The following is an 11659-nucleotide window of genomic DNA, read 5'->3' as shown; positions in this document are numbered from 1 at the left end:
TATGCCCCCCATCACGTCTGCGTGACACGCTGATCATTCGAGAAAGCCCAGCGATAGGCAGCGGCGCACATATCCGTCGGGCGGCACGATCGTCCCGCGGCACGCCGCCACCCGCTGCGACGCGTCGGCAGCCAGTTCCGACCATTCGAGCGTCAGCACGTCGGCACCGTCCGGATCGCGTTCCACCGTCACGGTACCGTCGAGCAATTGGCGTGACGCATCCCGACTCGCGTGCGCGAGCGCCACGGATTGCGGGTGTCCGGCGCGCATCAGTTCGAGCGCGGCGTCCGCGATCAACGCCGCTCGCATGCGATTCGACAAAGTCTGATCCGAGCGCACCATCGCCTGCCACGCCGCGCCCGCGCTCACGATGGCCACCGCGGCCAATGCAGTGGCCATCGCGGCCTCGATCATCGTGGCACCCGCCACGGCGCCCGGACCGTAGGCTGGACCGCGCTGACCCTGCGCAGCCGGCTCGGCAAGCCGCGCACGAAACTCATTTGCGATACGCATCGGCACGGATCAACGCACGGCCACCTGCCGCAAGGCGAACATGCAACGCCGCAATACGCGGTGACGCGCGCGCCGCACGCACCGCAAAGCCGCGAAAGCTGCCAGCGGATAAGCCGGCGGGCGGCAGAAATCTCATCTCCGTCGTACTGCCGGCGATCGTCACATCGCTCACAGCCGGTTGTGCGTGTAGCACGATCGGCCGCGCGCCGACACCAGGCTGCCGGGCCTGCACCAGCCAGCCGCAGGACCAGTCCAGCGCGCCCGTGGCGCATGGTCGGCCGGGTAAGATGCACTGGCCCGCGCCATCTGAGCGGCAAACCGTCACCGGCGCCTGCCGCGCCACGGCCTCGCTGCGGGCCAATGACAACGTGCGCCCCAATGCACGCGCTACCGCTCGAATCTGCTCACGCGAACGCCATTCGTCGAGCGATGGGATCACCCATGCCGCCAACGCCAATGAAATCGCCATGACCGTACAGATCTCGGCCAGCATGAATCCGCGCCGCCGCGCGGCTCGATATCGCTCCACCGTCACGTCTCCTGGATGCCCGCGACACGCAACGCCCGATGCGCTGCGATTAACGAACACTGTAGGACGGCGCACGGCGCGCAACAATTGACCGAATGGCCGGCGCCGCCGGACCACGCGCTTGCAACCGCTTCGCGTCGCGGATCTTCAGCCACAGCACGTCGAACGACACGCCATGCGGCTCAATGGTGGAACAGCGATATAGGATGAGAAACGCGATGACGCCGTCAGAAGCGCCTATGACTGCCGTTTGCGCGATGTGGGACTGGGCGCGCCGGCTGCGGATCGACCGAACTCATCGATCAAATTCTTGAACTCGGACACGTCCTCAAAGCGCTTATACACTGACGCGAAACGCACGTAGGCGATCTTGTCGAGCTTACGCAACGCGTCCATCACCAGCTCGCCGAGCCGTTCGCTGCGCACCTCGCGCTCGCCGGATGCCAGCAATTGGTACTCGACACGCGCCACCGCTTCGTCGATCGCCTCGGCGGCCACGGGCCGCTTGCGCAACGCAAGCTGCATACTGGACAGAATCTTGCGGCGATCGAATTCGACTCGCGTGCCATCCTTCTTGACGACCGTCGGCAGCGCAAGTTCGACCCGCTCGTATGTCGTGAAGCGCTTGTCGCAAGCTGGGCAGCGGCGGCGGCGGCGGATCGCTGCACCGTCCTCCGACACGCGCGAATCCACCACCTGAGTGTCGTCGTGCCGGCAAAACGGGCAGCGCATGACGATTCGTCCCGCGGCTTACTTGTACACCGGGAACTGGCGCGTGAGTTCGGCAACCTGGCCGCGCACCCGCTCAATCGTTGCCGCGTCGTCCGGCTTGTCCAGCACATCGGCAATCAGATTGCCGACCTGCTCGGCCTGGGCGGGACCGAAACCGCGCGTGGTCATGGCCGGCGAGCCGAGCCGGATGCCGCTGGTCACAAAGGGCTTTTCCGGATCGTTCGGGATCGCATTCTTGTTCACGGTGATGTGCGCGGCGCCCAACGCGGCCTCCGCAGTCTTGCCCGTGGTCTGCTTCGCCCGTAGGTCGACCAGCATCACATGGCTTTCGGTGCGGCCGGACACGATCCGCAAGCCACGCTTGACTAGCGTTTCGGCGAGCACGCGCGCGTTGTCCACGACCTGCTGCTGGTAGGTCTTGAACTGCGGCGCCAGCGCTTCCTTGAACGCGACGGCCTTCGCCGCAATCACGTGCATCAACGGACCGCCCTGGATGCCCGGGAAAATTGCTGAATTGACCGCCTTCTCGTACTCGGCCTTCATTAGGATGACGCCGCCACGCGGACCACGCAAGCTCTTGTGCGTGGTCGTCGTCACGAAGTCGGCATGCGGCACCGGGTTCGGATAAACGCCGGCGGCAATCAGTCCCGCATAGTGCGCCATATCCACCATGAAATACGCGCCGACCGACTTCGCGATCCGTGCCAGGCGCTCGAAGTCGATGCGCAGCGAGAACGCCGACGCGCCCGCCACGAGCAGCTTCGGCTTGTGCTGCTGCGCGAGCTGCTCGGCTGCGTCATAGTCGATGTCCTCGTTCTCGTTCAGCCCGTAGCTGACGACATTGAACCACTTGCCGGACAGGTTGACCGGAGAGCCGTGCGTCAGATGGCCGCCGTGCGCGAGGCTCATGCCCATGATCGTATCGCCCGGCTTGAGCACCGCGAAAAACACCCCTTGATTGGCCTGCGAACCCGAATTAGGTTGTACGTTCGCCGCCTCCGCGCCAAACAGCTGCTTGACCCGTTCGATCGCCAACTGCTCGACCATATCGACATATTCACAACCGCCGTAGTACCGCTTGCCGGGATACCCTTCGGCGTACTTGTTGGTCAGTTGGGAGCCCTGGGCCGCCATCACCGCCGGGCTCGTATAGTTTTCCGACGCGATCAGCTCAATATGGTCTTCTTGCCGGCGGTTCTCGTTCTGAATCGCCTGCCAGACCTGTGGATCGACGTTCGCAATGGTTTGCTCGGCTTTGTCAAACATGCGTCAGCTCCCTTCAATGTTCAAACGATTGACCGAATCGGTGCACTGTCGCACCCACGGCAAAGATACGGTCCTGGAATGGCTTAGTGGAAAAAGACTTCCGATGACGCAAGGACAGGACAGCCCGGGTGACGCAACGACTGCGACCGGATCACGGCTGCCCAGGCGAACGGCAAGACTGCACCCCGCGCTTCACGGTGGTCGTTCCACCTCCGACTTGAAAGTCGCTATCGCCAGTTACGCAGGGTTAGGCGCATTAGTGTATTGGAAGGGTGCTGAATAGGCAACTGAACGTAGCATTTAAAAAAACGGCCGTTCATTTTTTCCTCATTGCGACGTCGCGGCTGCTGAGACGCAGCGCGACACCGTTCATTATGCGAGACTGCCACACGCGTTCCGGTAGAATCCCGCGGATGATGAACATGATCTCGCCTGAACCAGCAGCCCAGCCCGGCTTTACGTGGCCGGTACGCGTCTATTTCGAGGACACCGACGCTGGCGGCATTGTCTTCTACGCTAATTACCTGAAGTTCTTTGAGCGGGCCCGCACCGAATGGCTGCGCGCATGCGGCATCGACCAGCGACGGTTGGCCGACACCCAGCAGGTCATGTTCGTCGTGCGCAACACCGCGCTCGACTACCGTGCCCCGGCGCGCCTGGACGATGTGCTCATCATCGAGAGCCGCATTGAGCGGCTCGGCCCCGCCTCGGTCGATTTTTACCAACAGGCAAGCTGCGACGGCAAGGTGCTGTCCACCGGCACGATCCGCGTGGCCTGCGTCCAGCGCGCGACAATTCGGCCCGTGCCACTGCCTGACACTGTACGCCAGGCGCTGCTGAGCGGCCCGCGCGACGCGGGCTGTCAACGCTCGCACGCTGATATGCGTTGACACTGCACAGAACGTGAGCCGATCCGGTCCACCCCATGAATCACCATGAATAACGCACAAGACCTTTCAATCATTCCGCTCGTATTAAACGCAAGCCTGCTAGCGCAAGCCGTCATGGCGCTGCTGCTGTTGCTGTCGCTCCTGTCCTGGACTTTTATCTTCCGCAAATGGTTCTCGATCCGTCGCGCCCGCGCGCAGACTGAATGGTTTGAGCGCGATTTTTGGTCGGGTGGAGAGCTGCAGTCGCTTTACCAGAGCGCGGCAAACAATCGTCATACGATTGGCGCCCTTGAGCGAATCTTCGAGTCAGGCATGCGTGAATTCCTGAAAGCCAAGGAAAAACGCGTCGCCGAACCCGGTGCGATACTGGATGGTGCACGCCGCGCGATGCGCGCCGCGTTCCAGCGCGAAATGGATGCGCTCGAGGCCAATCTAGCATTTCTTGCGTCGGTCGGCTCGGTGAGCCCATACATCGGCCTGTTTGGAACGGTCTGGGGCATCATGAACGCGTTTCGCGGGCTGGCGAACGTGCAGCAGGCGACGCTGGCCAGTGTCGCGCCCGGCATCGCGGAGGCGCTGGTCGCCACCGCCATCGGCCTGTTCGCGGCCATCCCGGCGGTGGTCGCCTATAATCGCTACGCACACGACATCGACCGCCTGTCGATCCGCTTCGAGACCTTCATCGAAGAATTCTCGAATATCCTGCAACGACAGGCTCACTGACGGAGAACCCGATGGCCGGCACTCCGATCCGCTCCAGTCTGCGCGGCGGCCGTTCGCGCCGCGTGATGTCCGACATTAACGTCGTTCCCTACATCGACGTGATGCTCGTGCTGCTCGTCATTTTCATGGTGACCGCTCCGCTTGTCGCGCCGTCGATCATCAACCTGCCCACGGTCGGCCATGCGGCTCCACAGGAGCAGACGCCGCCCGTCATTGTTAATCTCAAGCCTGACGGCACCCTGAGTGTTAAGTACAAGAACGACGCGTCGGGCGCCACGCAGGAATTGCCAATGACGCTGGCCGATCTGGACCATTTTATCGCCGACCGGACGCAGACCCACCCCGACCAGCCGGTCGTGATCGGCGCGGACAAGTCGGTCAAATACGAAATCGTGATGAATGTCATGTCGGAGCTGAAAGCAAACGGCGTGAAGCGCGTCGGGCTGCTCGTCAAGCCGAAATGAAGCCAAAAGCAGGATATCCGTTTGAACCCCCGCGGGAACGCGGCACGCTGCGCGCACTCGCGCTCGCCGCGTTGATGCACGTGCTGTTCGCACTCTTTCTGTACCACGGGATGAAGTGGCAAAACAGCACGCCTGCCGGCGCTGAAGCAGAAATCTGGACGCAGGTGCCGAGCACGCCGGCCCCGCCCCCCCCTGCTGCCGCGCCGGCGCAACTCACCCCACCGCCAGCCCAGCACGAGGAGGCGGACATCGCATTGCAACAGGAAAAGCGGCACAAGCAACAAGAGGCGGAACGCCAAGCGCAGCTGGCCGAACAGGAGCACGTGCGCAGGCAAGCCGAGCAACAAGCCGACGCGCACCGCCAGCAACTCGCCGCGCAAAAAGCAGCGGCCGAGAAACTGAAGCAGCAGCAGGCGGAGAAATGGCGCGAGCAGCAGTTTGCGCAGCAACAGCAAGAGGCGCTGAAGAAGCAGCAAGCGCTGAAAAAGCAGGAAGCATTGAAGGCGCAGCAGGAAAAGCTCGCGCTTGCCCAGGCGAAAAAGCAGCAGGCGCAACAAGCGGCGAAGGCCAAACAGGCGGCCGAGCAGGCCGCGCGCCAAAAGCTCGACCAGGCGCGTCGGGCGCGGCTGGCGCAGTTGCAGGGCTTGGCCGGCGATGAGCCCGGAGGCAACGGACTGGCCAAGAGCGGCACAGGCACGGGAAGCGGCGGCACCGCAACGTCGGCTGGCTATGCGGACAAGGTGCAGCGCCGTGTGCGGCCCAATGTCATCTGGTCCGGACCGACTGAAGGGCTGGATACGCTGATTGCCGTACGCTGCGCCCCCGACGGTGCGCTGCTCGACGCGCGCATCGCGCGCAGCAGCGGTAATGCGCAGTGGGACGACGCGGCACTGCGCGCGGTCCAGCGCTCTGACCCGATGCCGCTGGACACCCATGGCAAGGCGCCGGCAAGCTTCAATATCCGGATGCGGCCTGCCGGCGGATGATTAATCGTTGACTGTAACGCATCCGCATGCACGCTTGCGAAGCTCGCGGCGCGATGGCGCCAAGGGAACGATCGCCCCGTTTCACGGTCTGTGCCGTGTTGCGGAATCGTCAACAACGTAGTCAGGCAAATGTAGGAAAAGCATGAGTTTGATCAAAAAACTGGGGCTGAAAACGCTAGTTGTGTCATTACTCGTCACCGCAGGCGTATCGGCGCGCGCCGACCTGACGGTACTTGTCACGGGTATCGGTTCAACCCAGTTCCCGATTGCGGTGGCAAGCTTTGCCAACGAGGCCAGTTCGCCGCAGCAGGTGGCGGCGATCGTGCGGGCCGACCTGGCCCGCAGCGGCAAGTTCAGCCACATCGACGCGGGTAGCGCGCCGGTGTCCGAGTCTGACTCAGTCGATCTCGGCGGCTGGAAGGCCAAGGGGGCAAACGCGTTCGTCGGCGGCAGCGTCACGCGACTCGCGAACGGCCAGTATGAAGTACGATTCCGCCTGTACGACACGGTCAAGCAGCAAAGCCTGGGCGGGCTTTCACTCGTGAGCCCGGAAAGCGGGCTGCGCATGAGCGCGCACAAGGTCGCCGACTACATCTATCAGAAGCTACTTGGCTCGCACGGCATGTTCGCCACGCGGCTATCGTATGTGACGCGTCACGGCGGACGCTATCAACTCAAGATCTCCGACTCGGACGGCCAGAATGAGCATATCGCGCTGACGAGTCCGGAGCCGATCATCTCCCCAACGTGGTCACCGGACGGCACGAAGCTCGCCTACGTATCGTTCGAAAGAAAGAAACCGATCGTGTACATCCACGACTTGTCAACCGGCCGGCGCGTGATGGTCTCCAATCAAAAGGGCAACAACAGTGCACCGGCGTGGTCGCCGGACGGCACGAAGCTCGCGGTAGCGTTGTCACTGACTGGCAATACGCAGATTTTTATCGTCAACGCCGATGGCTCCGGCTTGCGCCGCCTCACCCACGGCCACTCGATCGATACCGAGCCGGCCTTCTCGCCGGACGGGCAGTCGATCTACTTCACCAGCGACCGTGGCGGCCCGCCTCAAATCTACAAGATGCCCACACAAGGCGAATCGGCAAGCGCCGCGCAGCGCGTGACGTTCAACGGCAGCTACAACACCAGTGCACGCGTCTCGCCGGACGGCAAGGAGCTTGCGTATATATCGCGCGTCGGGGGCACATTCAGGCTGTATCTGCAAGACCTGGCGACGGGATCCGCGACGGCGCTCACCGATACGACGCGCGACGAGTCACCGAGCTTTGCTGCGAACGGCCAATACTTGCTTTACGCGACCCAGGTCAATGGTCGTCAGGTGCTGGCCGCGGTTTCGATCGACGGCAGCATACGGCAGGTGTTGTCGATCCCGGGCGGCGGCGTGCGTGAGCCGTCCTGGGGCCCTTTCATGCCATAACCACAAGGAGAGCTTCAAATGATGTCCAAATTGCGTAATGTTGCTGCAGCGCTAATGATGGGCGCATTGGTGGCGTGTCACTCGGGTGTCAAGCTCGACGAAGGCGCTCACGCCAAGGGGGGCGCCGTGAGTACGCAACCACAGCCAACCGACGTGCAGCAAGTCAATGTTGACGAGCTCAGCAACCCGAACAGCCCGCTCGCCAAACGCAGCATCTACTTCGATTTCGATAGCTACGCCGTCAAGGATGACTACCAGCCGCTGCTGCAAGCCCACGCGCAATATCTGAAGGGCCATCCGCAACGCCATGTGCTGATCCAAGGCAACACTGACGAGCGCGGTACCAGCGAGTACAACCTGGCATTGGGCCAAAAGCGTGCCGAATCGGTGCGTCGCGCGCTGGCACTGCTCGGGGCAAACGACAGCCAGATGGAAGCAGTGAGCCTAGGCAAGGAAAAACCCGCTGCGACGGACCACGACGAAGCCTCGTGGGCACAGAATCGCCGCGCCGATCTCGTCTATCAATAACCAGTGGTGACTGACACATGAAAGTCTGTTTCAGTGGGCTGCGCGTCGCTGCAGCCGTAGCGGCGACAGGCGCCGCGCTTGCCGCGTCGCCCGCGCACGCTGGTCTGTTCGACGATAACGAGGCACGGCAGGCGGTGCTGGATCTGCGTGCGAAAACCGACTCGCTGTCAAGCCAGATGAGCGCGGCGCAGCGCACAATACTCGATCAATCCAACCGCCTTGACCAGCTGAACCAGCAGGTGGCAACGTTACGCGGACAGAACGAAAACTTGGCCAATCAAGTCGCCGCGCTGCAAAAGCAACAGCGTGACTACTACATCGACCTGGACACCCGGCTGAAAAAGTTCGAGCCTCAGCAACAGACGATCGATGGTGTCCAGGGCGAGGTACAGCCAGGCGAAACGGACGCGTTCAACGCGGCGCTGCAACTGTTCAAGAACGGTGACTTTAAAGGCGCGACGTCAGGATTCAAGGCGTTCGTGTCGAAGTATCCGAACAGCCCCTATCAACCGACGGCACAATACTGGCTCGGCAATGCGTTGTACGCGCAGCGGGACTACAAGGGGTCAACGACGGTATGGCAGGGTGTCGTGACAAAGTACCCCACACACCCACGCGCGCCGGAGGCGTTGCTCGCCATCGCGAATAACCAATTGGAGCAAGGGCAGAAGGCAGCCGCGAAGCGGACACTGGGACAGGTGCTGACGCAGTACAGTGGATCGAATGCCGCGCAGGCGGCACAAAGTCGGTTGTCGCAGATCCGATAGGGATCGTACCGGTCAGCGGCTTGCCGTGAGTCGCTCGCTTGACCAACCGGTCTTTTCTCGATATACTTTTCTGCTCTTTGGGTCGTTAGCTCAGCTGGTAGAGCAGCGGACTTTTAATCCGTTGGTCACTGGTTCGAATCCAGTACGGCCTACCAAAGAAATCAAGGATTTAGCATTGCTGCTAAGCCCATATTGATGAAGGGAGTGTGCGTTTTTCTGCCACTCCCTTATTTTTTGCCAATGCGTCTCATGGTTTGCCAACGTAGTTGTCGCGTCGCTTCACGCACACTGCTTTAATTGAGTTCGGAACGGTCACTTCACGCTCACGCGCAAAGTAGCCCAGATTCAGTTGCGCTTGACAGTACGGCGTGCAGCGTGAGGCTACGTGGTCGTCCTCGAAGATTAAGTACTTGTTTGGCGTCGCTTTAATTGGTATCGGGCCTCGCGATGCAGACCTACTATATCCCAAGGAGCAGTAACGCCGTGTCGCAATGCTGCTTCTTCAACCGTTACTCCCCGAGGTCAATACTCGCGCGATTTCTCGCAGGCCAGTCGTTCTCTAGCCATTCAGGATCCCGACGTATGGCATTCACCACCGCATCCAACAGACCGGGGCGTGGCGCCGGTACCTGCTCAGCAACGGGTAACCAAGCGGCACCGGCTTCTAGCCGATGTTCGAGTAACAACAAGTTGCACATCTGTCCGCCCAATTCAGCAACGGGCTCGCTTTGATGACGAGCAGGAAGTAGCTTGATGCGTTTGAGCACGCTGATGAAATCTTCGGAAGTCTCTACGCGCGGTATTAAGTCCAATATCCAATAAACGTTCTGCGTTAACTGCTTCTCTTCTCTCTCCCACTCCCTCTCCAGTGGTTGAGCGGCTGCATAGTGCAAGCGCCTAGATGCTTGAGATACAGTCGCAAGCGTTTTGGCGTTCATATGCTGAAAAATTTCTTGCAACGTCTCCGTAGGCAGTGTCTCGAGGCGACTTGGAGACAAAGTTGGCGTTTGCGTATGGGGAATAGGGTTGTCCGTTACCTTCTTATTGAACGTTTTTTGGGGCATGTCGGCGGCCGTTGCGCCGGATCGTCGCTCTGGTTTTTTTAAGTACTTAGACAGCACATTGTGCGTCGGTTTCGGGCGCAGCACGCCGTGCTCAGAATTGGCGGCGTTATTCGTGCTTGGCTGATCGGTATTTTGCCGTCGGCGCCCCATCGAAAGAACATTTAGGCTGGGCAGGCATCCGCGCATCCATTTCTCCTTAATTAAAAACAGGCTCCGTTGCATCACACTGCTCTGGCGTGTTAGCCGCCTATCGAGGCCGGATTTGTCTAGCCGAGCAGGCGGCGACGCTGCCGCGTACGAGCGCAATACAGTCGGGTGACATCGTGTACCAATCAAAAAACGACCGTTCCTTGTTGGATAGTGCGATAAGTGGCACGGTGTACGAATGGCGGCCAACAAGCTTGTCCTATTAGAATGGCGCTTGGTGACGCACGCGCCGCGGCGTGCGCGAAGTCAAGTCAGACCCAGCGAACGGTAGTCTGCGACGCGTGAGCGGGTCTCAGGCGCGGCGGTAAATGCAGTTCTTTCCGAGTGACCAGTTGATACCCCGTCCAGGGCACGTATGCGAAGTTTGTAGCGCGGTTCGGGCTAGTGTCCAGCAGACGAGCCGTCGATCAGGACAACCCCACGCCTTGGCCACGGACCTCGGGTAACGTAAACAGATCCTGCAGGTAACAGTAAGGACCTGTCGTCCAGCACGAGCGATGGTAAATGGCGTGCACGATGCCCAGCAGGCGCTCCTGCGCATCGAACGCACCTAGGGCGAACATCGGCTCGTTTAGATCCATCAACCGGGCCCACGTCGTCTCGCATACAGCCTCGCTCAGCGCAGTGTAATAAAACGCCTGATGGCACGCCACAACGGCCGCCACGCCGCCTCGTGTGGCGCGGCAAGTGGACGGACAGTCACTGGCGCGCCGGCACGCCGAGCTACCGCCTGCTGCGTGCGAATCGCCGTGAGGCAAAGGCGCTGCGCACATTGCGCATCGAAGTTCTGTGGCGACAGCCATGCGTCGAACGCCGCGGCAAGCGCGCTCCATTCGCTATCGATGATCGAAAACCACGCAGTGTCGCGGGAGCGCTCCTTATAGACGACGGCTTGCCGAAACGTGCCGTCATAGCGAAAGCCGAGTCGAGCGGCCACCTTGCATGATGGTTCGTTTAGGTTGTCGCACTTCCACTCGTAGCGACGGTATCCCAACGTGTCGAACACGTATTTCACTAGCAGATACTGTGCTTCGGTCGACGCCGGCGTGCGCTGCAACTCCGGCGAGAATGCCACCAAGCCCACCTCAATTACCCTATTGGCCGGGTCGATGCGCATTAAGGCGAACGTGCCGACCGCCAGATACGTCCAGTCCCGGCCGTCGGTCGTCTTTGCGTACGCGGCGTACAGCGCTGGCGCATGCCGGTCGGGCTGCAACGGCTCGAGCCGGCAGTAACGTCCATGCAGTGTGACACGGCGCGTGTAAGGGCGCGCGGACCAGTCGGTAAGCGGCCGTTCGATCAGCTGACCGAACATGTTCATTGGGGTGGACAAGGTCATTCTCTCATCGGTGACAGCCGGCGCCATATCGGTCAGGTTTGACGCACATCTTAGTCATCCAGCGGTACCGTGAGAAGATCGTTGCGGTCCGTTGCCGCGTCAGTCGGCCTGCCGTGTGCCGCAGACATGCATACATGGCGACCATCGATCAACGGTTCAATGCCATGCAACAGCGCATTTCGACCAATGGCTGTCACAGCAACGGCGGAAACGCCG

12 protein-coding genes, 1 tRNA gene, 1 pseudogene and 1 riboswitch are annotated in these 11659 nt (G+C 61.2%); of the genes and pseudogenes, 8 read left to right on the top strand and 6 right to left on the bottom strand.

From position 1 onward, the window contains the following. Window positions 1–33: 33 nt before the first annotated feature. From IHE30_RS04730 to glyA, 4 genes are all read right to left on the bottom strand, one after another. On the bottom strand, window positions 34–513 hold the full coding sequence (locus IHE30_RS04730; RefSeq protein WP_337689273.1) for a hypothetical protein: 480 nt from the start codon (window positions 511–513) through the stop codon (window positions 34–36). Continuing rightward, window positions 497–1042 carry a GspH/FimT family pseudopilin gene (locus IHE30_RS04725; RefSeq protein WP_337689272.1) on the bottom strand — a complete coding sequence of 182 codons (546 nt, stop codon included), beginning with the start codon at window positions 1040–1042 and terminating at the stop codon, window positions 497–499. Before IHE30_RS04725 ends, IHE30_RS04730 begins: the two co-directional genes overlap by 17 nt. Window positions 1043–1279: 237 nt before the next feature. Further along, window positions 1280–1774 carry a transcriptional regulator NrdR gene (gene nrdR / locus IHE30_RS04720; RefSeq protein WP_337689271.1) on the bottom strand — a complete coding sequence of 165 codons (495 nt, stop codon included), beginning with the start codon at window positions 1772–1774 and terminating at the stop codon, window positions 1280–1282. A gap of 18 nt (window positions 1775–1792) precedes the next feature. Next, window positions 1793–3040 carry a serine hydroxymethyltransferase gene (gene glyA, locus IHE30_RS04715; RefSeq protein WP_337689270.1) on the bottom strand — a complete coding sequence of 416 codons (1248 nt, stop codon included), beginning with the start codon at window positions 3038–3040 and terminating at the stop codon, window positions 1793–1795. Window positions 3041–3192: 152 nt separating this feature from the next. Beyond that, window positions 3193–3291, bottom strand: a riboswitch (ZMP/ZTP riboswitch). A gap of 162 nt (window positions 3292–3453) precedes the next feature. Between glyA and ybgC the strand changes: the two genes are divergently transcribed. The 8 genes from ybgC (at window position 3454) to IHE30_RS04675 (ending at window position 8988) form a co-directional block, all read left to right on the top strand. Then, window positions 3454–3930, top strand: coding sequence for a tol-pal system-associated acyl-CoA thioesterase (gene ybgC / locus IHE30_RS04710; RefSeq protein WP_443193598.1), 477 nt, complete (start codon window positions 3454–3456; stop codon window positions 3928–3930). 45 nt (window positions 3931–3975) lie between these two features. Continuing rightward, entirely contained in the window at window positions 3976–4653 is a 678-nt protein-coding gene (tolQ, locus tag IHE30_RS04705; RefSeq protein WP_337689269.1) for a protein TolQ, read from the top strand. An 11-nt stretch (window positions 4654–4664) separates the two neighbouring features. After that, window positions 4665–5117 carry a protein TolR gene (gene tolR, locus IHE30_RS04700; RefSeq protein ID WP_337689268.1) on the top strand — a complete coding sequence of 151 codons (453 nt, stop codon included), beginning with the start codon at window positions 4665–4667 and terminating at the stop codon, window positions 5115–5117. Next, window positions 5114–6103, top strand: a complete 990-nt coding sequence (gene tolA / locus IHE30_RS04695; RefSeq protein WP_337689267.1) for a cell envelope integrity protein TolA — start codon at window positions 5114–5116, stop codon at window positions 6101–6103. The genes tolR and tolA overlap by 4 nt, the downstream gene beginning before the upstream one ends. 142 nt (window positions 6104–6245) lie before the next feature. Beyond that, entirely contained in the window at window positions 6246–7538 is a 1293-nt protein-coding gene (gene tolB, locus IHE30_RS04690; RefSeq protein WP_337689266.1) for a Tol-Pal system beta propeller repeat protein TolB, read from the top strand. Between the two features lie 18 nt (window positions 7539–7556). After that, window positions 7557–8066 (top strand): peptidoglycan-associated lipoprotein Pal, encoded by a 510-nt coding sequence (gene pal / locus IHE30_RS04685; protein WP_337689265.1) that lies wholly within the window; start codon window positions 7557–7559, stop codon window positions 8064–8066. Between the two features lie 17 nt (window positions 8067–8083). Then, window positions 8084–8833 carry a tol-pal system protein YbgF gene (ybgF, locus tag IHE30_RS04680; RefSeq protein ID WP_337689264.1) on the top strand — a complete coding sequence of 250 codons (750 nt, stop codon included), beginning with the start codon at window positions 8084–8086 and terminating at the stop codon, window positions 8831–8833. Between the two features lie 79 nt (window positions 8834–8912). Next, a tRNA-Lys gene (locus IHE30_RS04675) sits at window positions 8913–8988 on the top strand. A 354-nt stretch (window positions 8989–9342) separates the two neighbouring features. On the opposite strand, the gene IHE30_RS04670 is transcribed toward IHE30_RS04675, so the two are convergent. Beyond that, window positions 9343–10119 (bottom strand): F-box protein, encoded by a 777-nt coding sequence (locus tag IHE30_RS04670; protein ID WP_337689263.1) that lies wholly within the window; start codon window positions 10117–10119, stop codon window positions 9343–9345. Window positions 10120–10520: 401 nt separating this feature from the next. Further along, window positions 10521–11437, bottom strand: a pseudogene (locus tag IHE30_RS04665) (GNAT family N-acetyltransferase); the annotation flags it as partial. Between the last annotated feature and the right edge of the window lie 222 nt (window positions 11438–11659).

Source organism: Mycetohabitans sp. B46, assembly GCF_037389205.1.
In the GTDB taxonomy this organism is placed as follows: Bacteria; Pseudomonadota; Gammaproteobacteria; order Burkholderiales; family Burkholderiaceae; genus Mycetohabitans.
Note: the sequence above shows the minus strand (reverse complement) of the source record. Positions and strands in the feature narration are given on the sequence as shown.

Bases quoted from the DNA above. Each gene is read 5' to 3' on its own strand.
- ybgC (WP_443193598.1), top strand. From the start codon at position 3,454: ATGATGAACATGATCTCGCCTGAACCAGCAGCCCAGCCCGGCTTTACG.
- tolQ (WP_337689269.1), top strand. From the start codon at position 3,976: ATGAATAACGCACAAGACCTTTCAATCATTCCGCTCGTATTAAACGCA.
- IHE30_RS04730 (WP_337689273.1), bottom strand. From the start codon at position 513: ATGCGTATCGCAAATGAGTTTCGTGCGCGGCTTGCCGAGCCGGCTGCG.
- tolB (WP_337689266.1), top strand. From the start codon at position 6,246: ATGAGTTTGATCAAAAAACTGGGGCTGAAAACGCTAGTTGTGTCATTA.
- tolA (WP_337689267.1), top strand. From the start codon at position 5,114: ATGAAGCCAAAAGCAGGATATCCGTTTGAACCCCCGCGGGAACGCGGC.
- ybgF (WP_337689264.1), top strand. From the start codon at position 8,084: ATGAAAGTCTGTTTCAGTGGGCTGCGCGTCGCTGCAGCCGTAGCGGCG.
- IHE30_RS04670 (WP_337689263.1), bottom strand. From the start codon at position 10,119: ATGCAACGGAGCCTGTTTTTAATTAAGGAGAAATGGATGCGCGGATGC.
- nrdR (WP_337689271.1), bottom strand. From the start codon at position 1,774: ATGCGCTGCCCGTTTTGCCGGCACGACGACACTCAGGTGGTGGATTCG.
- tolR (WP_337689268.1), top strand. From the start codon at position 4,665: ATGGCCGGCACTCCGATCCGCTCCAGTCTGCGCGGCGGCCGTTCGCGC.
- pal (WP_337689265.1), top strand. From the start codon at position 7,557: ATGATGTCCAAATTGCGTAATGTTGCTGCAGCGCTAATGATGGGCGCA.
- glyA (WP_337689270.1), bottom strand. From the start codon at position 3,040: ATGTTTGACAAAGCCGAGCAAACCATTGCGAACGTCGATCCACAGGTC.